Origin of the sequence: Streptomyces sp. NPDC048565, assembly GCF_040650935.1 — a bacterium.
GTDB lineage: Bacteria > Actinomycetota > Actinomycetes > Streptomycetales > Streptomycetaceae > Streptomyces.
This window is the reverse complement of record NZ_JBEZIH010000020.1, coordinates 48,190-70,422: the sequence shown is the minus strand read 5'-3', so window position 1 is coordinate 70,422 and position 22,233 is coordinate 48,190. Positions and strand designations below refer to the sequence as shown.

Annotated in this window: 16 protein-coding genes; 11 read left to right on the top strand and 5 right to left on the bottom strand. The window is 70.9% G+C overall.

What is annotated here, in order from left to right:
* Nucleotides 1-156 precede the first annotated feature (156 nt).
* The 5 genes from AB0C75_RS23475 (at nucleotide 157) to AB0C75_RS23455 (ending at nucleotide 7,245) form a co-directional block, all read left to right on the top strand.
* Entirely contained in the window at nucleotides 157-2,268 is a 2,112-nt protein-coding gene (locus AB0C75_RS23475; RefSeq protein ID WP_362893640.1) for a phosphocholine-specific phospholipase C, read from the top strand.
* A 123-nt stretch (nucleotides 2,269-2,391) separates the two neighbouring features.
* Complete coding sequence (locus tag AB0C75_RS23470; protein ID WP_362893639.1) at nucleotides 2,392-2,946, top strand: GNAT family protein; 555 nt, start codon at nucleotides 2,392-2,394, stop codon at nucleotides 2,944-2,946.
* Nucleotides 2,947-2,996: 50 nt separating this feature from the next.
* Nucleotides 2,997-3,638, top strand: a complete 642-nt coding sequence (locus AB0C75_RS23465) for a hypothetical protein (protein WP_362893638.1) — start codon at nucleotides 2,997-2,999, stop codon at nucleotides 3,636-3,638.
* Between the two features lie 338 nt (nucleotides 3,639-3,976).
* Nucleotides 3,977-4,150: a hypothetical protein gene (locus tag AB0C75_RS23460; protein WP_362893637.1), complete on the top strand. Its 174-nt coding sequence runs from the start codon at nucleotides 3,977-3,979 to the stop codon at nucleotides 4,148-4,150.
* A gap of 50 nt (nucleotides 4,151-4,200) precedes the next feature.
* On the top strand, nucleotides 4,201-7,245 hold the full coding sequence (locus AB0C75_RS23455) for an AAA family ATPase (protein ID WP_362893730.1): 3,045 nt from the start codon (nucleotides 4,201-4,203) through the stop codon (nucleotides 7,243-7,245).
* Nucleotides 7,246-7,276: 31 nt separating this feature from the next.
* Here the strand turns inward: AB0C75_RS23455 and AB0C75_RS23450 are convergent, their stop codons facing one another.
* From AB0C75_RS23450 to AB0C75_RS23440, 3 genes are all read right to left on the bottom strand, one after another.
* Nucleotides 7,277-7,666, bottom strand: a complete 390-nt coding sequence (locus tag AB0C75_RS23450) for a DUF6191 domain-containing protein (RefSeq protein ID WP_362893636.1) — start codon at nucleotides 7,664-7,666, stop codon at nucleotides 7,277-7,279.
* A 27-nt stretch (nucleotides 7,667-7,693) separates the two neighbouring features.
* Nucleotides 7,694-8,845 carry a PQQ-dependent sugar dehydrogenase gene (locus AB0C75_RS23445; protein WP_362893729.1) on the bottom strand — a complete coding sequence of 384 codons (1,152 nt, stop codon included), beginning with the start codon at nucleotides 8,843-8,845 and terminating at the stop codon, nucleotides 7,694-7,696.
* 127 nt (nucleotides 8,846-8,972) lie between these two features.
* On the bottom strand, nucleotides 8,973-9,929 hold the full coding sequence (locus AB0C75_RS23440; RefSeq protein WP_362893728.1) for an aldo/keto reductase: 957 nt from the start codon (nucleotides 9,927-9,929) through the stop codon (nucleotides 8,973-8,975).
* A gap of 130 nt (nucleotides 9,930-10,059) precedes the next feature.
* Between AB0C75_RS23440 and AB0C75_RS23435 the strand changes: the two genes are divergently transcribed.
* The 6 genes from AB0C75_RS23435 (at nucleotide 10,060) to serA (ending at nucleotide 19,745) form a co-directional block, all read left to right on the top strand.
* Nucleotides 10,060-11,010 carry a 2-hydroxyacid dehydrogenase gene (locus AB0C75_RS23435; RefSeq protein ID WP_362893635.1) on the top strand — a complete coding sequence of 317 codons (951 nt, stop codon included), beginning with the start codon at nucleotides 10,060-10,062 and terminating at the stop codon, nucleotides 11,008-11,010.
* 270 nt (nucleotides 11,011-11,280) lie between these two features.
* Nucleotides 11,281-14,121, top strand: a complete 2,841-nt coding sequence (locus tag AB0C75_RS23430) for an EAL domain-containing protein (RefSeq protein WP_362893634.1) — start codon at nucleotides 11,281-11,283, stop codon at nucleotides 14,119-14,121.
* A 217-nt stretch (nucleotides 14,122-14,338) separates the two neighbouring features.
* Entirely contained in the window at nucleotides 14,339-16,195 is a 1,857-nt protein-coding gene (locus AB0C75_RS23425; RefSeq protein WP_362893633.1) for an acetolactate synthase large subunit, read from the top strand.
* Nucleotides 16,196-16,217: 22 nt separating this feature from the next.
* Nucleotides 16,218-16,745, top strand: a complete 528-nt coding sequence (gene ilvN, locus AB0C75_RS23420; protein WP_325746796.1) for an acetolactate synthase small subunit — start codon at nucleotides 16,218-16,220, stop codon at nucleotides 16,743-16,745.
* Nucleotides 16,746-16,851: 106 nt separating this feature from the next.
* Entirely contained in the window at nucleotides 16,852-17,853 is a 1,002-nt protein-coding gene (gene ilvC / locus AB0C75_RS23415; RefSeq protein ID WP_362893632.1) for a ketol-acid reductoisomerase, read from the top strand.
* Nucleotides 17,854-18,152: 299 nt separating this feature from the next.
* Nucleotides 18,153-19,745, top strand: coding sequence for a phosphoglycerate dehydrogenase (serA, locus tag AB0C75_RS23410; protein WP_362893631.1), 1,593 nt, complete (start codon nucleotides 18,153-18,155; stop codon nucleotides 19,743-19,745).
* Between the two features lie 144 nt (nucleotides 19,746-19,889).
* Here serA and AB0C75_RS23405 read toward each other — a convergent pair whose 3' ends face one another.
* On the bottom strand, nucleotides 19,890-20,690 hold the full coding sequence (locus tag AB0C75_RS23405) for an enoyl-CoA hydratase-related protein (protein WP_362893630.1): 801 nt from the start codon (nucleotides 20,688-20,690) through the stop codon (nucleotides 19,890-19,892).
* The gene (locus AB0C75_RS23400; protein ID WP_362893629.1) at nucleotides 20,687-21,886 is read right to left on the bottom strand and encodes a CaiB/BaiF CoA-transferase family protein; all 1,200 of its coding nucleotides are present in this window, start codon (nucleotides 21,884-21,886) and stop codon (nucleotides 20,687-20,689) included. Before AB0C75_RS23400 ends, AB0C75_RS23405 begins: the two co-directional genes overlap by 4 nt.
* Between the last annotated feature and the right edge of the window lie 347 nt (nucleotides 21,887-22,233).

Here is a 22,233-nt window from a genome sequence, read left to right as displayed (position 1 = left end):
ACCCGTTCTCACCGGGTGCACCGCCCCCTTCTCGTTGCCCCGGCCACCGGCGGCCGGCCTGTGGGGGCCGTTCACCGCCAGGCCGTACGGCGGTCTTCCCGTCGCCACCCGGCGTGACTAGCTTCCAGGCGTACACACGTATCAGGGAGGCTCAACTTGACGACGGACATGTCACGGCGGCGGCTCTTCGCGCTCGGGGGCGGCGCCCTCGGCGCCGCGGCGGCGGGATCGTTCCTGCCCCCGTCGCTCCAGGCGGCGATCGCCGCACAGCCCGCGGCCGAGCGGTCCGGCGGTGCCGGTCTCGACGCCATCGAGCACGTGGTGATCCTCATGCAGGAGAACCGCTCCTTCGACCACTACTTCGGGACACTGCGCGGCGTACGCGGCTTCGGCGACCGCAACGCGATCGAGCTCCCCTCCGGCAGCCCCGTCTTCGAGCAGCCGGGGCCGCTGGGCACCACCGTGCTGCCCTTCCCCGTGCGCGGGGCGGCGGCAGCCCAGAAGGAGAACCTCCAGTACATCGACGCCCTCGACCACTCGTGGAGCGGCGGCGCCGAGGCCTGGGCCGACGGCTGGATGAACGGCTGGGTCACCGCGAAGACCGCCGCGACCATGGCGTACTACGACCGCGACGACATCCCGCTGCACTACGAACTCGCCGACACCTTCACGGTCTGCGACGCCTACCACTCCTCGATCCACAGCTCCACCAGCCCGAACCGCAACCACCTCTGGAGCGGCAGGACAGGCGACGAGCCGGGCGGTGACCGGGCCGTCGGCAACGACGCGTACGACGAGGGCACCCACCCCGGATACGACTGGGGCACCTACGCGGAGCGGCTGGAGAAGGCCGGGCGGAGCTGGCGGACGTACACCGAGTGGGAGAACTTCACCGACAACCAGATCGAGTTCTTCGCCACCTTCAAGGCCGTCGCCCGTAAGGCACTGGCGAGGACCGGCGGACACACCTACATGGAGTCCTTCTACGCCACGGTGCGCGACGCGGACGACGCCGCCGAGCGGGAGCGGCTGCTGGGACTGCTCGACGAGGGGGTCGCCGACCTGACGGAGGCCGAGCGCAGTCTGTTCGAGCGGGCGCTGCGCCGCGTGGAGACGGGCACGCTCGCGGACGAGTTCGCCGCGGACGTGGCGGCGGGGACCCTGCCCGAGGTCTCCTACCTCGTACCGTCGGCGGTGGACTCCGAGCATCCGAGCGTCTCGTCGCCGGTGCACAGCGCCACGATCGTCTACAAGGTCCTGGACGCGCTCGGCAGGCACCCCGATGTGTGGCGCCGCACCGTCGTCCTCATCAACTACGACGAGAACGACGGCTTCTTCGACCACGTGCCGCCGCCGGTGCCTCCCGCGGAGGTGACCGAGGAACACTGGCAGGGCAAGCCCACCGGCCTGGGGATGAGGGTGCCCCTGCTGGTCGTCTCTCCGTGGTCGGTCGGCGGATACGTCTGCTCCGAGGTCTTCGACCACACCTCCGTGATCCGCCTGCTGGAGCGCTGGACGGGGGTGCGGGAGCCCAACATCGGTGACTGGCGGCGTCAGGTCACCGGCGACCTCACCTCCGCCTTCGACTTCACCCGCGCACGACGCCGGCCGGAGACGGAGCCCCCGGGGGCGATCCCGCCGTTCGGTGGACGCTGGCAGCCGAAGCCGCCGTCCGACCAGCACATGCCCGCCCAGGAGACAGGTGTACGCCCGGCCAGGCCGCTGCCCTACCAGCCCGACGCCCAGGCGAAGCACGTGGACGGCGGGCTGCGGCTCGACATCGGCAACACCGGCAGCTCCTCCGCGCACTTCGCGCTTTACCCCTACGCGCGAGAGTTCCCCGCCCCGCAGCACCGCGACGTCAAGGGCACCGCACACTGGACCGTGCCGCTGAAGGGCGACGGCTACCGCTTCACGGTCACAGGACCGAACGGCTTCCGGCGGGAGTTCGAAGGAGCGGCCGACGGCGCCGCCGAACTCTCCTCGCACCTCGACGCCCACGAGCGGGACGTGCATCTCACGCTGCGCAACAACGGCGCACGGACACTGACCTTCACCGTGCGGCCCCTCGGATACGTCGACGAGGACGACCTGCGGGACTGGACCCGCACGGTCAAGGTCAAACCGGGGCGAAGCCGTACGGTCGTGCACTCGGCGGCGGACGCCCACGGCTGGTACGACCTCGTGGTGACGGCCGACGAGGCGGGATCCTTCCGGCGCCGGCTGATGGGCCACATGGAGAACGGCAGGGCGAGCGTCTCCGGGTGAACCGAGCCATGGCCACAGGATCGCGCGGCGCCGCGTGCGAGGATCCGGGGGAGCGCACCGACGCTCGGCGCGGGGCCTTCCGGGCGGGAGGCCCCGGGCGTCACGAAACCGAGGAGAGCGACTGTGTTCACGGTGTCACTGGGGGACGACGGGGCGGAGCTCCGCCCGATCGAGCCCTGGCAGGCGGAGGAGTTCCTGGCCCACATGGACCGGGCGCGCGCCCTGGTCGACCCCTGGATCCCCTTCGCCGCGGCCGCCACGGACCTCACGTCCGCACGCGAGCTGCTCCAGCGGTACGCCGACAAGCAGGCGGCCGACACCGGACGGCTCTACGGCATCTGGCTGGACGGCACGCTGGTCGGCGGGGTCCTGTTCCGGATATTCGAGGCCGGGACCGGCAACTGCGAGATCGGCTGCTGGCTGGAGGCCGCCGCCGAGGGCCGGGGCCTGGTGACCCGCGCGTCACGGAAGCTGATCGACTGGGCCGTCCACGTCCGTGGCATGCACCGCGTGGAGTGGGTCGCCTCCTCGGCCAACTGGCGCAGCGTCGCGGTGGCCGAGCGGCTCGGGATGACCCGCGAAGGCGTCCTGCGCGAGGCCTATCCGTACCGGGGGAAGCGTCACGACGAGGAGATCTGGGCCGTCCTGGCACCCGAATGGTGCAGGCGGACGGCCTGAGGACGCCAGCGTTAAGGAGGTTCTCATACGGGACACCTAGCGTGCGGCGCATGAACACCTCCCCCACCACCGAGACCACCGACGACACCGAGGAGAAGACGGCGGCCGACGGGACCGCCGCACCGGAGCTGACGAAGACGGCCGAGGCGACGGAAGACGCCGCTCCGGACGAGGTGGCGCCCGGCGTGACCGAGTCGGACGTCACCGCCATGGACGTGGCCGTGACGGACGCCGCCGCGGCGGGCGACCTGGAGCCCGACCCCTACGACGAGGCGGAGGCCGCCGAGGCGGCCGGGGCCGGGATCGGAGCCACGGCCATCGTGTCCGCCGGGCTCGGCATCATCTCGCTCGCGGGTGCCTGGACCGGCCGCGTCGCCGGCGAGCGCGAGACGCTGATCGGGCAGATCAAGACCTCGGGCGGCGGAAGCGCCGCCCAGCAGGTCTCCGAGATCTACGGCGACGCCTGGCACACCACGGCCTTCGTGAACGGGATCTTCGCGCTGCTGGCGCTGCTCGTCGGTGTCTTCGTCCTGGTGCGTCCGGCCTTCGGTCCTCCCGCGGTACGCCCGCAGGCGGGCTGGGTCCGCTCCGTCGCCATGGCGGGCGTCGCACTCGGAGTCATCGGCCTGCTGATCTCCGTGGGCATGTACCTCGACCTCTTCGTGTCCCTCCCCTCCGCACCCGGGAGCTGAGGACCCCGGTGCCGGACGGTCCGCCGGACCGTCGAAGAGGGTCCGGCAATTGGGGGGGCGGCGTCGCGGGGCTGGGCACGCGCATCTGCGGCGTTGTCGTCAATCAACAACGCTCCGCGTTGCCTCAATCCTCCGCCTTGCAGCTGCACGCACCCAGCCCCGCTCCTTCTCCCACCCCCCAATTGCCGGACCCTCTAAGGCATCCGTCACCCGGGCCTAAGGCCCCCCACCCGCAGAGATGCGGCACTCGCCCGATGTGGCGGCATCCCCTGGCGGACGACAGTGGGGGCACGGCAGGAAGCCGTGCCCCCACTGTCCGTTCCACCAGGGAGAAGACCATGTACGAGTACGAACTCCACCGGATCGTCGTCGCCGAACTGATCCGCAGGGCGGACGAGCAGCGCATCGTCCGCCGGGCCGTACTGGCCCGCCGCGACGCCCGACGCGCAGGACGCCATGACACCGAAGGGCGGGTGCGCAAGAACCGGAGCTGGTTCGTCCATGCCGCGTAGCGATGGGCGCCCCCCGAAAAACGGCCGTCGGAGTGTCGTACGCGTATGCGATGCTCGGCGACGTGGAGACCAACACCGTCAGCCCCGTCTTCGTCGGCCGAGCCGGTGAACTCGCCGCGCTCACCGAGTCGCTCGCCCGTGCCGCCGCCGGCGAACCGCAGGCGCTGCTCCTCGGCGGCGAGGCAGGGGTCGGCAAGACCCGGCTGGCCGAGGAGTTCGTCACGACGGCCCGCCGCCGGGGCGCCGTCGTGGGGGTCGGCGGATGCGTGGAGATCGGGGCCGACGGCCTGCCCTACGCCCCCTTCGCGGCGGCCCTCCGCGCGCTGCGAAGGGCGCTGCCCGACGAGCTGACCGAGGCACTGGCCGGCCAGGAGGGCGAGCTCGCCCGGCTCCTGCCCGAACTGGGCGAGGCCGACCGGGCGCCCGACGACGAGCACGGCACCGCCCGGCTCTTCGAACTCGCAGCCCGGCTGCTGGAACGCGTGTCCGCCACCCGCACGGTCGTCATCGTCCTGGAGGACCTGCACTGGGCCGACGCCTCCACGCGCCATCTGCTCGCCTACCTCTTCCGCACCCTGCGCAGCGGCCGTCTCGTCGTGATCGGCACCTACCGCGCCGACGACGTCCACCGCCGCCACCCCCTGCGCCCGCTCCTCGCCGAGCTCGACCGGCTCCGCACCGTCCGCCGGATCGAGCTCGACCGCTTCAGCCGCGCCGAGGTCGGCCGGCAGCTCACCGGGATCCTCGCGATGGTCCCCGACTCCGCACTGGTCGACGACATCTTCGACCGCTCCGACGGCAACGCCTTCTTCGTCGAGGAGCTCGCCCGCAGCGTGGAGTGCTGCGGCGACAGCTCCGGGCTCTCCGACTCCCTCCGCGACCTCCTCCTGGTCCGCGTCGAGGCGCTGCCCGACGACGCACAGCGGATCGCCCGGATCATCGCCGAGGGCGGTTCCACGGTCGAGCACCCCCTCCTCGCCGCCGTCGCCGGCCTCACCGATGACGGCCTCGACGAAGCACTGCGGGCGGCGGTCGGCGCCAACCTCCTGCTGCCCGCCCCCGACACCGACGGATACCGCTTCCGCCACTCCCTGGTCCGCGAGGCCGTCAGCGACGACCTGCTGCCCGGCGAACGCACCCGCCTCAACCGCCGCTACGCCGAAGCGCTGGAGGCCGACCCCTCGCTCGTACGCGCCGACGAGCGCGCCGCACGCCTCGCCAGCTACTGGTACGCCGCGCACGACGCGGTCAAGGCGCTGCCCGCCGTGCTCCAGGCAGCCGTGGCGGCCAGGCGCCGCTACGCGTACAGCGAGCAACTCAGGCTGCTGGAGCGGGCCATGGAGCTCTGGGACGACGTCCCCCAGGAGGTACGCGCCACCCTGCGGCCCCTCGACCACGCCGAGGCCTACCCGGGGTGCGGCTGCGAGCCGGGGGCGGATCCGCTGCGCTACCTCGATCTGATGGCCGAGGCCACGGTGTCCGCCCGGTTCGGCGGCGACCGCGAACGCGCCCTGACCCTCGCGAAGAAGGCCCTGCGCATCCTGGACGGTGACAGCGACCCGCTGCGCGCCGCGTGGTTCTGGGTGCAGCGTTCCCTGCTGGTGCAGAGCCTCTCCAGGGCCGACGGCCGGGAGGAACTGGCCACCGCCGAGGACCTGGTGCGGGGTCTGCAGCCGTCCGCCGTGCACGCCGACGTCCTGGCGTCCGTCGCGAGCTGGGGCGCCCTGCACACGCCGGGGCCCGAGACGCTGGTCGCCGCCGACCGGGCCGTGGAGTACGCCAGGCTCGTCGGCGAGGAGTCCATCGAGCTGCACGCCAGACTCACCCGTGGCTGGCTCACGATCGAGTCGGGCGACATCGAGGAGGGCGTCGCCGAGATGTACGCCGTCCGGGACCGGGCCGAGGAACTGCACCTGGTGAGCGTCATGAGCCGGGCCGCCGTCAATCTGCCCTCCTCGCTCGAATCCTCCGGCCGTTCCCTGGAGGCGGTGGCGGTCGCCGACCACGGCATCGAGATCTGCCACAGCCACGGGGTCCCCGAGTCCGAGGCCTGGGCGCTGGTCAACCAGGCGCAGTCGTACTTCTCGTTGGGGCACTGGGAGGAGAGCCGGGCGGCGGCGGAGGCCGCGGCCCCGCTGGCCAGATCCCGTAAGTCGAACGGCCTGGTGGCCGCCCGCCTGGCGGACCTGGCCCTGGCCCGCGGCGACTTCGACGAGGCCGAGCAGCAACTGGCCCTGAACCGCCGCCACCTGGGCCACGACCCGCAGCCGCAGCATCTGATCTGCCCGGTCCGCCACTCCATGGTCCTCGCGGCCCAGCAGGGCAGGATCCCGGACGCCCGGGCGGCGTTCGAGGCACAGTCCGAGATCGGCCTGCCACCGGGCACCCAGCGGTATTCCCTGCCCCTGCTCCACGCCGCCGCCGTCATCGAGGCCGACGCACGTGGCCTGCCCGCCACGGAGCCCGGACGACCCGCGGTCCTGGCGCGGATCAGGAGCCACCTCAAGAGACTGCCGATGCTGGTGCCCGTCTGGGCTGCCTACGGTGTGCTGATCGAGGCGGAGCTGGCCCGAGCGGAGGGCGCGGACACCCCGGACCACTGGTGCAGGGCCGCCACCGCCTTCGCGCCGCTCCAGCGCCCCTACGAGCTGGCCCAGATCCGGAACCACTGGGCGGAGGCGATCCTCGCCTCGTCGGGTGACCGGGGTCCCGCTGCGGGCCTCCTGCGCGAAGCGCACGCGGGGGCGGTACGCCTCGGGGCGCGTCCGCTGGTGGAGAGCGTCGAGCTGCTGGCCGGCCGGGCCCGTATCGCGCTCACCGCGCCGGGTGGGGCGAGCGGGGACGACGCCGCGCATCCCGTCGAGGCGGACCCCGCGGTGGACGCCATCGAGTCGTTCGGGCTGACCTCGCGGGAGCAGGAGGTGCACCGGCTGGTCGCGGCGGGATACACCAACCGCCGGATCGCGGAGGAGCTGTACATCTCGCCGAAGACCGCCAGCGTGCACGTGTCCAACATCCTGGCGAAGCTGAGCGTCTCCAGCCGCGGGGAGGCGGCCGCGCTGGCGCACCGCTTCCGGCTCTACACGGCGGGCTGAGAGCGGGCCCCGCCGCTCTCGACCGCCGCTCTCAACCGTCGGTCGGGTCGGCCTCGTCGGCCTCGGGCCCGTTGGTCGGGTCGGCCTCGTCGGCCTCGGGCCCGTTGGTCGGGTCGGCCCCGTCGGCCTCGGGCCCGTTGGTCGGGTCGGCCCCGTCGGCCTCGGGCCCGTTGGTCGGGTCGGCCCCGTCGGCCTCGGGCCCGTCGGTCGGGTCGGCCCCGTCGGCCTTGGGCCCGGCGTCCCCGGGCCCGTCGTCCTCCGGCGCCGGGCGGCGCAGCGTCACCTTGCCTGACGTGAGGTCTATCGGGCCCCGCGCCGGGTCCCCGATGCCCAGGTCCACCCGGCTCAGCTCCAGCCGCTTCTGCTCCTCCGCCGTGTGCTTCCGGCCCGGCGCGAAGAGCTCCTCGAAGAAGTTGAACACCCTGACCGTGCTCCCTCCGCCGCCCCGCTACCGCACCTTCAGGAGCAGGATCCTGTCGTCGCCCGACTTCGCGGTGCCTCGGCCGTCCGTATTGCTCGTGACCAGCCAGAGCTTGTCGCCACCCGCGGCGAGCACCGTGCGCAGACGGCCGTACTTCCCCTCGAAGAACGCCTGGGGGGCGGCCAGAGGTTCCCCGTCCGCCTTTCCGGACAACGGGATCCGCCAGAGCCGCTCACCCCGCAGCCCCGCCATCCAGACCGACCCCCCGGCGTACGCGATGCCGCTCGGGGAGGCCTCGGAGGTCTTCCACTGGGCCACCGGGTCGACAAAACCCGACGTCCCCTTCTTGCCCTCGACATCGGGCCAGCCGTAATTCCTGCCCGGCTCGATCAGATTCAGCTCGTCCCAGGTGTCCTGGCCGAATTCCGACGCCCAGAGCCGCTTGCCGCCGTCCCAGGCGAGGCCCTGCACATTGCGGTGCCCGTACGTATAGACCACCGAGTCGGCCTCGGGATTGCCGTGCACCGGTTCGCCGTCGGGCGTCATCCGGAGGATCTTGCCGGAGAGGGACTCCTTGTCCTGGGCGAGTCCGGTCTCACCCGTCTCGCCCGTGCCCGCGTACAGCATCCGGTCGGGTCCGAACGCGATCCGCCCGCCGTTGTGGATGGCGCCCTTCGGGATGCCCCGCAGGATGGTGTCCGGCGCCCCCAGCTGTTCGCCGGCGGGCTTCTTCTCGTCGTACTGGAGGCGGGCGACGCGGTTGTCGGACTCGGTGGTGAAGTACGCGTAGACCAGATGGTCCGCGCCGAAGGTCGGGGCCACGGCGAGGCCGAGCAGACCTCCCTCACCCGAGGGAGCCACCCCGGGCACCGAGCCCAGCAGGGTCTTCTTGCCGCTCTTCCCGTCGATCCGGGTGATGGTCGCGTCGTCACGCGAGCCGACCAGCAAGTCACCCCCGGGCAGCGCCGCCAGACCCCAGGGCGACGCGAGGCCGTCCGTGAGCGTCTTCACCACTTCGGCCGAGCCCTTGGCCGGTGGCGGGTCCGACGGGCTCGCCGACGCCGACGCGCCGGACGTGGCGCTCGCCGAGGGCGAGGACGCGCCTTCACCGCCCGCCGGTCCTTCACCGGACGAGCAGGCGGTCAGCAGGAGGGAGGCCGAGGCGAGCAGGGCCAGCATCCCCTTGCGCAGGGCGGGAGTTCGCACAGTACCGATCCTTTCGAGGGTCACACGCTGAAGGGCTGTCCCAAGCATCCGGTACTTCTCCCGCCGTGGAGTCACACGGCGCCCCGTGTGGCGGCCGGTCTCAGTCCCAGGAGTCGCGGGCTCCCGGCAGGCCGGCCACCTCGGCCAGATCCCGGTCCGTCAGCACCAGATCCGCAGCGCCCGCGTTCTCCACGGCCCACTCCTCCCGTTTCGCGCCCGGCACCGGCACCACATGGCGGCCCTGTCGCAGCACCCACGCCAGAGCCACCTGCGCCGGAGTGGCGCCGTGCCGCTCCGCGACCCTGCGAAGACCCGCCACGACCGGCTGGTTGGCCGCCATCATCTCCGCGGTGAAGCGGGGGTGCCTGGCCCGCGGGTCGTCCGGCTCGAAACCCTGACCGGGCTTGAGCGTGCCCGTGAGATAGCCGCTGCCCAGCGGCATCGCCGCCAGCACACCCACGCCCCGGGCCGCACACCACGGCAGCAGGTCATCCAGCGCCTGGGGCGACCACACGGAGAGCTCCGCCTGGACCGCGCTGACGGGAAAGACCTGCTGCATCCGCTCCAGCTGCCGGACGGTCCCGTCATGCATCCGCGCTCCCGGCCTCCGGCCCGCCCTGGCCCCCACCGCGCACAGCCCGAGCGCCCGCACCTTGCCGGCCGTCACCAGATCCGCCATCGCGCCCCAGGTCTCCTCGACCGGCACCTCGGGATCCGCCCGGTGCAGCTGGTAGAGATCGATCACATCGGTCTGGAGCCGGCGCAGCGAGGCGTCGCAGGCCCGGCGCACATAGCCGGGACGCCCGTTGGCCACGATGTGCTGATCGCCCACCAGCAGACCGCACTTGGTGGAGAGGAACGCCTCGGACCTGCGGCCCTTGAGCGCCCTTCCGACGAGCAGCTCATTGGTGAAGGGCCCGTACATGTCAGCGGTGTCGAGCAGTTGGACGCCCGCGTCCAGCGCGGCGTGCACGGTCCGCACCGAGCGGTCACCGCGCTGCTGCGACGTGCTGTAGCCCCAGCTCATCGGCATACAGCCCAGCCCGACCGCACCCACGGCGAGCGCCGCCGCACCGATAGTCCTGCGCTCCAACTCCCCGAACCCTCCCTCGGTCCCATGATCACGGGACCCACAGCACCCCAAAGTAACCTCTACGGCCCCGCACCCTTCGCATAGCCTCCTGACCATGACTTCTACAGCTGCCACCGACGTATGGCTGCCGTTCGCGGCCGATGAGATCGACGGCCTCCCCGAGGGTCTCAACTACCGTTTCTGGGACGGCGGCCGGGACTACCCGGCGGACCCTTCCGACTGCGCGTTCTACGTGGTTCCGTACATGAGGGGGCCGAAGGTCGCGGTCCGTCCGCTCGACGAGATGCGGGCCGTCCAGGTCGTCCAGACCCTCTCCGCGGGCATCGACCACGTGGAGCCGGGACTCGGTCTGCTGCCCGCGGGGGTGCGGCTGTGCAACGCCAAGGGCGTGCACGAGGCCTCGACGGCCGAGCTCGCACTCGCCCTGGTCCTCGCCTCGCTGCGAGGGTTCCCCGACTTCGTGCGGGGGCAGGAGAAGGAGGAGTGGCTGTCCGGTTTCTATCCGGCGCTCGCCGACAAGTCCGTCCTTGTCGTGGGTTACGGATCGATCGGCTCGGCCATCGAGGACAGGCTCGAACCCTTCGAGTGCGCGCGGGTGGTGCGCGTCGCGCGCTCAGCGCGGACAACCGCGCGCGGCCCCGTACACGCGATCGACGAGCTTCCCGCCCTGCTCCCCGAGGCGGACGTCGTCATCCTGTCCACCCCGCTGAACCCGTCCACACAAGGGCTGGTGGGCCCCGCCTTCCTCGCCGCGATGCGGGACGGCGCCCTGCTCGTGAACGTCGCACGGGGGGCCGTGGTCGACACCGATGCCCTGCTGTCCGAACTCGAGTCCGGGCGGCTGCGTGCCGCGCTCGACGTGACCGACCCCGAACCGCTGCCCGCCGGGCATCCTCTCTGGCATGCTCCCCACACACTGATCTCTCCCCATGTGGGCGGCAGCACCTCCGCGTTCCTGCCGCGGGCCAAGCGACTGCTGGCCGGACAGCTCACCCGGTTCGCCGCAGGGGAGCCGCTCGGCAACCTCGTGCTCACCACCGGCTGAGCGCGCTTAGAGGCGACGCGGCCGCACTACGTTCCGGGAACACCCCAGGTGGTAACGGAGAGTAGAGAAGCTATGTCCCTGAGTGACGACTCTGGTGTATCGTCCCCAGGAGGGCTGCGCCGTGGCAGGGGCGGCGCCGGGGAGGAAGCGGAACGCGAGGGGGCGACGGGCGATGTTCGGCCAGTGGAGAGACAGTTCGACGCGGCGGGGCGGGCAGGAGAGGCGGCGGGCAGCGGCGAGGGCGCCGGGGACCGCCCGTGGAGTTCTCCGGTGAGCGCCCTAGGGGCCATGCTCTCCCGGGAACAGACCACCTCGGGGCGGGCCGTCGGCCTGCGCTCCCAGATCGCCCTCGGTGCCGTCTGCGCCGGATACGCGGTGGGGGCGGCGCTCGGCTGGGGATCACCCCGAGTCGCCCTGTTCATGGGCGACTTCGGCCTCAGCGTCGCCGCCCTGATCGCCGCGGTGTCCTGCTTCCGCTACGCACGCGCCGGCGGGAGCCGTTTCCGGCCCGCCTGGCTCCTCTTCTCGCTCTCCTCGGCCATGGCGGCCGGAGGCAACGCGATCTGGGGGTGGTACGAGGTGGTGCTGAGGAGCTCGGTGCCCAGCCCCTCCCTGGCCGACCTCTTCTTCCTCTGCTTCGCGCCGCCCGCCATCGTTGGGCTGCTCGTCCTGGCCAAGCGGCCCGTCACACGGGCGGGCTGGGTCTGTCTGGTGCTGGACGCCTGGCTGATCGGCGGCTCCCTGCTGACGCTCTCCTGGAGCCTGGCACTGGCCCACGCCGCCCATGTCGCCAACGCCGCGGGCGAGAGCGTGGCCAGGGCAGCGCTCTCGCTGGCCTACCCGCTGCTCGACATCGTGCTGGTCTCCATGGTCCTCGCGCTGCACTTCCGCCGGGTCAACGTCAACCGCTCCGCGGTGAACACCGCCATCGCGGGCCTCGCCATGACCGTGCTGTGCGACGCCCTGTTCACGGCCCCGCTGCTGCGCTCGGCCTACCAGTCGGGCCAGTTGCTGGACGCGGGCTGGTTCGCCGGCTCGCTGCTCCTCGCCTACGCCACCTGGGGCGCGCGCACACGCCGGGGCCAGGACAACGCTGTCGAGGCCCCCTGCCCCGAGCCGCGGGCCGCGAGCCGCCCGATCGCCGGGTCCCTCGCCGCGCTCACGCCCTACCTCGCCGCCGCGGTCTGCACCCTGGGCATCCTCTACAACGTCGTGGAGGGCCGCAGGGTCGACCGGGTCGTCGTCCTCACCGGCTGCACGGTGGTGCTCGCGCTCGTCATCCGCCAGGCGATCGTGCTCATCGACAACGTCGCGCTCACCCAGGAACTCGCCCAGAAGGAGAACCACTTCCGCTCCCTGGTGCAGGGTTCGAGCGACGTCATCATGATCGCCGAGCCCAGCGGTGTACTCCGCTACGTCAGTCCCGCGGCGGCCGGGGTCTACCGGCGCGATGCCGAGGACCTCGTCGGCGCGGAGCTGTCGTCGATCATCCACCCCGACGACCTCGGGGGAGTGGTCCACGAGCTGCGCCGCTTCCTCGCCGCGACGGCCCTGGACGAGCCCACCACCCGGATCGAGTGCCGCTTCGGATCGGGCACGGGTGACTGGCTCCATGTCGAGTCCACCGTCAACCGCCACGAGGGCGGCCTGCTGCTCAACAGCCGCGACGTCACCGAGCGGGTCAGGCTGCAGGCGCAGCTCCAGCACAACGCCGAACACGACCCGCTCACCGACCTGCCCAACCGCGCCCTGTTCACCGCCCGGGTCGGCCAGGCGCTCGGAGGCCGCAGGGCGGGCGATCCTGGCACCGCCGTGCTCTTCATCGACCTGGACGGCTTCAAGGCGGTCAACGACTCCATCGGCCACCAGGCGGGCGACGAGCTCCTGATCCAGGCCGCGCGCCGCCTCCAGGAGTCCGTACGCGCCTCGGACACCGCCGCGCGCCTCGGGGGCGACGAGTTCGCCGCGCTCATCGTCGGCGACGGCGCACGCGACCAGGCCGCCAGGGAGTGCCAGGTCCACGAGATCGCCGACCGGCTGCGTCTCAGGCTCTCCCAGCCGTACCGGATCGGCACCGGCGAGGTCCGGGTGGCCGCCTCGATCGGGGTCGCCTTCGCCGAGGCCTCCATCACGCCCAAGGACCTCATGCGCAACGCCGACCTCGCCATGTACCGCGCGAAGGCTGGCGGCAAGGACCGGGTCGAGCTGTACGCCCCCCAGATGCAGGCGGACGTCGTGCGGCGCTCCGAGCTCGCCGCACGGCTCCGCACGGCCCTGCGCGAGGGTGAGTTCGCCCTGCTCCACCAGCCCGTCGTCCACCTTGCCAGCGGCACGGTCGCCGCCGTCGCCGCCCAGGCCCGCTGGCGCTCCGCACAGGGCCTCCTGTTCACCCCCGCCGAATTCCTCCGCGTCTCCGAGGGCAGCGACCGCGCCGCCGAGCTCGGCACCTGGCTGCTGGAGAAGGCCGTCGAGCAGGCCGCCGACCGGTCCAGGGCCGGGCATCCGGTCTCCGTCTCCGTGCGGGTGTCGGCCGCCCGGCTGCTGGACCACGCCCTGCCCCCCGGGTCCGTCGAGGCGCTCCTCACCCGGCACGGGCTGCCGTCCGGCGCCCTGATGATCGAAGTGGCCGACAGCGACCCCCGGATCTCCTTCGACGAGCTGGAGCGCCGGCTGGTCGCCCTGCGCCGTCTCGGGGTCCGGATCGCACTCGACGGCTTCGGCAGCGGATACGCCGCGGTCAACGCCCTGCGCAGGCTCCCCGTCGACGTACTGAAGCTGGACCGGTGCCTGGTGGAGGGGGTCGTCGAGTCGGCACGGCTGCACAAGATCACCAGCGGGCTGCTGCGGATCGCCGGGGACCTCGGGATGCAGTCCGTGGCCGACGGGGTGGACGTGCCCGAACAGGTGCGCGCCCTGCGCGCCATGGGGTGCACGCACGGGCAGGGGATGGCCTTCGCGGGGCCTCTCGACGAGTACCGTCTGCGGCGCACGCTGACCCGGGGGAAGTATCCCGTCCCGGGCGTCGGCCCGGCCGCTCAGCCGGTGCTCGCGGGTGGCGCGATCCCGCTCCAGAGCCGCTCACATGATGAGACTCCCGTCCCACCCACTTGACACCATGTGCGTGCCGGAGAGAGGGTCAATGCCATGCGCACCCGAATTCTCGTACTTGGAAAGCGCGTCGGCTGAAGCAGGGTCACTCATGGATACCTTGCAGACCGCACCGGCGCGCTCCCCTCGCTTGCCTTACGGCACGAGGGGTTTTTTGTTGCACCGGGGCCTTACGAAACCCCACAAAAACACCGCATAAACCCTCAGCTTCGAGAAGAGAATGCCGATGACCGAGCAGGCCACCGGGGCCCAGCACCCGCAGCCGCGGGCCCGTACCGGCGGACCGTCCCCCGCCTCCGTTGAGCACCTCACGGGCGCGCAGTCCCTCATCCGTTCTCTCGAGGAAGTCGGGGCCGACACCGTATTCGGCCTCCCAGGCGGCTGCATCCTCCCGGCGTACGACCCGCTGATGGACTCCACCCGGGTCCGCCACATCCTGGTCCGCCACGAGCAGGGCGCGGGTCACGCAGCCACCGGTTACGCGCAGGCCACCGGCAAGGTCGGCGTCTGCATGGTCACCTCGGGCCCCGGTGCCACCAACCTGGTCACCCCGATCGCCGACGCGGCGATGGACTCCGTGCCCATGGTGGCGATCACCGGCCAGGTGGCGTCGAAGGCCATCGGCACGGACGCCTTCCAGGAAGCCGACATCTGCGGCATCACCATGCCGATCACCAAGCACAACTTCCTGGTCACCCGCGCCGAGGACATCGCGCACACGATCGCCGAGGCCTTCCACATCGCCTCCACCGGCCGCCCGGGGCCGGTCCTGGTCGACATCGCCAAGGACGCCCTGGAGTCGAGGACCACCTTCAGCTGGCCGCCGACGATGGACCTGCCCGGCTACCGCCCGGTCACCAAGCCGCACGCCAAGCAGATCCGCGAGGCCGCCAAGCTGATCACCCAGGCCAAGCGCCCGGTGCTGTACGTCGGCGGCGGCGTCATGAAGGCCGGCGCCACCGCCGAGCTGAAGGTCCTGGCAGAGCTCACCGGAGCGCCCGTCACCACCACCCTGATGGCGCTCGGCTCCTTCCCCGACAGCCACCCGCTGCACGTGGGAATGCCCGGCATGCACGGTGCGGTCACCGCCGTCACCGCGCTGCAGAAGGCCGACCTGATCGTCGCGCTCGGGGCCAGGTTCGACGACCGTGTCACCGGCAAGCTGTCCAGCTTCGCCCCGTACGCCAAGATCGTCCACGCGGACATCGACCCGGCCGAGATCGGCAAGAACCGCGCCGCCGACGTCCCGATCGTCGGTGACGCCCGCGAGGTCATCGCCGACCTCGTCCAGGCCGTCCAGGCCGAGCACTCCGAGGGCAACACGGGTGACTACGCGGCCTGGTGGAAGGACCTCAACCGCTGGCGCGAGACCTACCCGGTCGGCTACGACCTGCCGGAGGACGGCAGCCTCTCGCCGCAGCAGGTCATCCAGCGCATCGGCGAACTCGCCCCCGAGGGCACGGTCTTCGCGGCGGGCGTCGGCCAGCACCAGATGTGGGCCTCGCACTTCATCCAGTACGAGCAGCCCGCGACCTGGCTCAACTCCGGCGGCGCGGGGACCATGGGCTACGCGGTCCCGGCCGCGATGGGCGCCAAGGCCGGCATGCCCGAGCGCGCGGTCTGGGCGATCGACGGCGACGGCTGCTTCCAGATGACCAACCAGGAACTCACCACCTGCGCGCTCAACAACATCCCGATCAAGGTCGCCATCATCAACAACGGCGCGCTCGGGATGGTCCGCCAGTGGCAGACCCTGTTCTACAACCAGCGGTACTCCAACACCGTGCTGCACTCCGGCGCGGACAGCGACGGTGTCCCCGCCAAGGGGACCCGCGTGCCGGACTTCGTCAAGCTGTCCGAGGCCATGGGCTGCTACGCGATCCGCTGCGAGGACCCGGCCGACCTGGACAAGGTCATCGCCGAGGCCAACGCGATCAACGACCGCCCGGTCGTCGTCGACTTCATCGTCCACGAGGACGCCATGGTGTGGCCGATGGTCGCCGCCGGCACCTCCAACGACGAGGTCATGGCAGCGCGCGGCGTCCGCCCCGACTTCGGCGACAACGAAGACGACTGAGAGACAGAGAGAGACCGACTCCATGTCCACCAAGCACACGCTCTCCGTCCTGGTCGAGAACAAGCCCGGTGTCCTCGCCCGGATCACGGCTCTGTTCTCCCGGCGCGGCTTCAATATCGACTCGCTCGCGGTCGGTACCACCGAACATCCCGACATCTCACGCATCACCATCGTCGTGAATGTCGAGGGTCTGCCCCTGGAGCAGGTGACCAAGCAGCTCAACAAGCTGGTCAACGTCCTGAAGATCGTCGAACTCGAGCCCGCCGCCGCGATCCAGCGGGAGCTCGTCCTGGTGAAGGTCCGCGCGGACAACGAGACCCGCTCCCAGATCGTCGAGATCGTCCAGCTGTTCCGCGCCAAGACCGTGGACGTCTCCCCGGAGGCCGTCACGATCGAGGCGACAGGGGGCGCCGAGAAGCTGGAGGCCATGCTCAAGATGCTGGAGCAGTTCGGCATCAAGGAGCTCGTCCAGTCCGGCACCATCGCCATAGGGCGCGGCGCGCGCTCGATCACCGACCGTTCTCTGCGCGCACTCGACCGTACGGCGTAATCCTGCACGGGCCGCCTCGCCGCTCGTATGGCGAGACCCGGCAACGTACCCCACGCACCCCGCCGTACGGTGGGACGCAACACCTGCACACCAAGGAGAAGACCCAGTGGCCGAGCTGTTCTACGACGACGATGCCGACCTGTCCATCATCCAGGGCCGCAAGGTCGCGGTCCTTGGTTACGGCAGCCAGGGCCACGCCCACGCGCTGTCGCTGCGTGACTCGGGTGTCGACGTCCGTGTCGGTCTGCACGAGGGCTCGAAGTCCAAGGCCAAGGCCGAGGAGCAGGGCCTGCGCGTCGTGACCCCGTCCGAGGCCGCGGCCGAGGCCGACGTCATCATGATCCTCGTCCCGGACCCGATCCAGGCCCAGGTCTACGAGGAGTCCGTCAAGGACAACCTCAAGGACGGCGACGCGCTGTTCTTCGGCCACGGCCTGAACATCCGCTTCGACTTCATCAAGCCGCCGGCCAACGTCGACGTCTGCATGGTCGCCCCGAAGGGCCCGGGCCACCTCGTCCGCCGCCAGTACGAAGAGGGCCGCGGCGTGCCGTGCATCGTGGCCGTCGAGCAGAACCCGACCGGCAAGGGTCTGGAGCTCGCCCTCAGCTACGCGAAGGGCATCGGCGGCACCCGCGCCGGCGTCATCAAGACGACCTTCACCGAGGAGACCGAGACCGACCTGTTCGGTGAGCAGGCCGTTCTCTGCGGTGGCACCGCCGCCCTGGTCAAGGCCGGTTTCGAGACGCTGACCGAGGCCGGTTACCAGCCGGAGATCGCGTACTTCGAGTGCCTCCACGAGCTGAAGCTCATCGTCGACCTCATGTACGAGGGCGGCCTGGACAAGATGCGCTGGTCCATCTCGGAGACCGCCGAGTGGGGCGACTACGTCACCGGCCCTCGCATCATCACGGACGCCACCAAGGCCGAGATGAAGAAGGTTCTGGGCGAGATCCAGGACGGCACCTTCGCCAAGGCGTGGATGGCCGAGTACCACAACGGTCTGCCCAAGTACAACGAGTACAAGAAGGCCGACAGCGAGTCCCTGCTGGAGACCACGGGCAAGGAGCTCCGCAAGCTCATGAGCTGGGTCGACAACGAGGACGCCTGAGTTCTCGCCGGGGGCAGGTCCGCACGGGCCTGCCCCCGGCGCCAGGCCGGCCTCACACCCCGTGTCACTGCGGGGAGAGGTGGTGGCAGGGAGGCGGCACCGCACGTCAGTGCAGACCGTCCATCCCGTGCGGGTGATCCTTCCACCGGGGCGCGTCATGTGCCCGGCCGCATGACTACACTCTCACCAACACATACACGCGTCAGGGCCCACAGTGTCGTGCGTCTTCCACGCGGCTAGCCCCTCCACCGCCTGCGGCCGTCGGGACGGCCGTCCGCACTGGACTTGTGAGGACACACGTGAGCTCGAAACCTGTCGTACTCATCGCCGAAGAGCTGTCGCCCGCCACGGTCGACGCTCTGGGGCCGGACTTCGAGATCCGGCACTGCAACGGCGCGGACCGCGCCGAGCTACTCCCCGCGATCGTCGACGTCGACGCGATCCTGGTGCGCTCCGCCACCAAGGTCGATGCCGAGGCCATCGCCGCGGCGAAGCAGCTCAAGGTCGTCGCCCGCGCGGGAGTCGGCCTGGACAACGTCGACGTCTCCTCGGCCACCAAGGCCGGCGTGATGGTCGTCAACGCGCCCACATCGAACATCGTCACCGCCGCGGAGCTGGCCTGTGGTCTGCTCGTCGCCACCGCGCGCAACATCCCGCAGGCCAACACCGCCCTGAAGAACGGCGAGTGGAAGCGCTCCAAGTACACGGGTGTCGAGCTCAGCGAGAAGACCCTCGGCGTCGTCGGCCTCGGCCGCATCGGCGTGCTGGTCGCGCAGCGCATGTCGGCCTTCGGGATGAAGATCGTCGCGTACGACCCCTATGTGCAGCCCGCGCGCGCGGCGCAGATGGGTGTCAAGCTCCTCACGCTGGACGAGCTGCTCGAGGTCTCCGACTTCATCACGGTGCACCTGCCCAAGACCCCCGAGACGCTCGGCCTGATCGGCGACGACGCGCTGCACAAGGTCAAGCCCTCGGTGCGCATCGTCAACGCCGCGCGTGGCGGCATCGTCGACGAGGAGGCGCTCGCCTCCGCGCTCAAGGAGGGCCGGGTCGCCGGCGCCGGTCTCGATGTGTACACCAAGGAGCCCTGCACGGACTCCCCGCTGTTCCAGTTCGACCAGGTCGTCTGCACCCCGCACCTCGGTGCCTCCACCGACGAGGCGCAGGAGAAGGCGGGCATCGCCGTCGCCAAGTCCGTCCGCCTGGCGCTCGCCGGTGAGCTCGTCCCCGACGCGGTCAACGTCCAGGGCGGCGTCATCGCCGAGGACGTGCGCCCCGGGCTGCCGCTCGCCGAGAAGCTCGGCCGGATCTTCACCGCGCTCGCGGGCGAGGTCGCGGCCCGTCTCGACGTCGAGGTCTACGGCGAGATCACCCAGCACGATGTGAAGGTGCTCGAACTCTCCGCACTCAAGGGCGTCTTCGAGGACGTCGTCGACGAGACCGTCAGCTACGTCAACGCCCCGCTCTTCGCGCAGGAGCGCGGTGTCGAGGTCCGCCTCACCACCAGCTCCGAGTCGCCCGACCACCGCAACGTGGTGACGGTCCGCGGCGTGCTGTCGAGCGGTGAGGAGGTGTCGGTCTCCGGCACGCTGGCCGGCCCCAAGCACCTCCGGAAGATCGTCGCGATCGGCGAGCACGACGTCGACCTGGCGCTCGCCGACCACATGGTCGTCCTGCGCTACGAGGACCGTCCCGGCGTCGTCGGCGCGGTCGGCAAGATCCTCGGTGAGGCCGGGCTGAACATCGCCGGCATGCAGGTCTCGCGGCAGGACGCGGGCGGCGAGGCGCTGGTCGTCCTCACCGTCGACGACACCATCCCGCAGTCCGTGCTCAACGAGATCTCCGAGGAGATCGGTGCCGCGTCGGCGCGCTCGGTGAACCTCACCGACTGACCGGCCTCGCCGCGTTCGACCGCGCCCGGCGGACAGACTTCCGCCGGGCGCGGTCGTACGCGGGCCTCCGGCCGGATCCTGGGCGCCGGCCAGGTCACCGGCTCCCTGCCGTGCGAGGCATCACCCCATGTCTTCTGCGGCTGTTCAGCGGCCGGGCCAGTTCGGTGGCCGCTTTTCCTGGAAGGCGCGGACACCTTCGTGGCTGTCCGCGCTGTCCAGGGCCGCCATCAGCGCCGGCAGTCGGGCCGAGCGCGCCTCCCGGCTGGTCAGGTGGGCGGTACGCTGCACCATCTGCTTGATGGCGCGCAGCGAGGTGGGGGCGCAGGCGAGAACGTCGGCGACCCAGCGGTCGACCGCCTCGTCCAACTGTTCGGCCGGTACGACCTCGTTGACCAGCCCCATCCCGGCGAGCTCGCCCGCGCTCGCCCGCCGCCCGGTGAGCAGCAGGCTCATCGCCTGGGTATGGGGCAACCGGCGGACGAGCTGGGTCACTCCTCCGTCGAGCGGGATGCGTCCGACACGGGGCTCGGTGAGCCCGAACCGGGCGTCCTCGGCGGCCACCACGATGTCGCATCCCAGGACCATCTCCATGCCGCCGCCCAGGGCGTACCCGTTCACCCGGGCGATCACCGGGATGTCGAGGGTGGTGCGCAGGGACAGGCCGCCGAAGCCGTTGGGGTCGAGACCGGCCCAGTACTCCAGGCCGGTTCTGCCGACCGCTTCGGCGGACATGTCGGCGCCGGTACAGAAGGCCCGATCGCCTCCGCCGGTCAGGACGACGACACGGACGTCGGTGTCGGACTCGATGCGTCCCCAGATCTCGTTGAGCCGCCGAAGCGTCCTGGCGTCGACGGCGTTGAGCACCTTGGGCCGGTCGATGGTCACCCGGGCGACGTGTCCTTCGGTCTCCAGGCGTACTTCGTCCGTGAAGGGCGTCGTGGTCATTGCAGGGTGCCACCCTGCATCAAAGCCGTGATCTGGGCGTCGTCGAAGCCGTGTTCCCTGAGGACTTCGGAACTGTGCTCACCGAGTCGCGGCGGGGCCTGACGGACGTTCATACGGGCGCCGGAGAGCAGGATGGGCGCGGCGAGCGCCCTGACCGTGCCGGCGTCCGGGTGGTCCATCTCCACGACCATGCCGTTGACCGCGGTCTGCTCGTCGGCGAGGGCCTCTTCCAGGGTACGCACCGGGGCACAGAGGATGTCCTGCTCCTCCAGTCGTGCGAGCCAGTGGGCGGTGGTGTTGGTGGCGTAGTGCTGCCGGAAGACCGCCTGAAGCTGCGGGCGTCGCTGGAACTGCCCTTCCATGGTGGAGTACTCCTCGCGCAGCGAGAGGTCCTCGCCCATCTCCAGGGCGGCGCACACCGCGCGCAGCGGGTTCTCCTTGAACGCCGCGACCATGCAGATCGCGCCGTCGGAGGTCGGGAAGACACCGCTGAGCGGCATGCTGGCCCAGTTGACCTCGTAGCCGCGGTTGAGCTGTGCGCAGGCTTCCTGCATCTGCATGTGCAACATCGAGTCGTACATGGCGACCTCGACCTTCTGGCCCTCGCCGGTCCTGGCCCGGCTCAACAGCGCGAGCAGGACGCCCTGCAGCAGATGCATGCCTGTGGTGTAGTCCCCCAGGGGTGTGGGGTACACGGACAGCGGCAGGTCCGGTGACTCCCGGCGCCACATCACCCCGGAGTACGCCTGGCTGATCACGTCCTGGCCGCCCTTGTGGCTGTACGGTCCGGACGTGCCGAAGCCGGTGCCCGAGGCCCAGATGAGACGAGGGTTGATCGCCCGCAGGTCGTCGTAGCCGAAGCCGAGCCGTTCCATCACACCGCCGCGGAAGTTGCTCACCACCACGTCGGACGTGCGGACCAGGCGCAGAATCACCTCCTTGCCTTCGGGCGCGCGGACGTCGACACAGACGCTGCGCTTGTTCCGGTTGATGGCGAGGAAGATCGGTCCGTCCAGTCCGTCCCGTCCGTCCGGGTCCGGGAACGACGTCCGGGAGAGGTCACCCGTTCCCGGGCGCTCGACCTTGATCACGTCGGCGCCGTAGTCACCCATCATCTGGGTACAACTGGGACCCATGAAGACCTGGGTGAAGTCGAGAACCGTCACGCCGTCCAGTGGCAGTGCGTCGGCGCTCATGCCGCGGCCTCCACCGAGAGTGTCGATATCGTTTCTGCGGGTGATGGCACGGCGTCGGCGCCAACTGCACTCGATGTCATAGGAACGGCCTTTCGGGGATTCGCTCGAAGGGCAGCAGAAAACCACGCGCATACGAAGAGGCGGATTGGCCGGAGCGGGGTCGTGCAGCCTTCCGGGCCCGTAAGTCGGGGGCGCAGGAATCTGCGGCGAGGGGCGACTTTATCGGTTCCAGCCTTCCTCGTGAGTGCCTCCGTAAATCTCAGGTCGTTTCAGAGTAATGAAGATCTTGACTCCGTCAAGACCCCCCGCCTCCCGTTCCCCCACTCGCGGACAAGCAGTCCAAACGC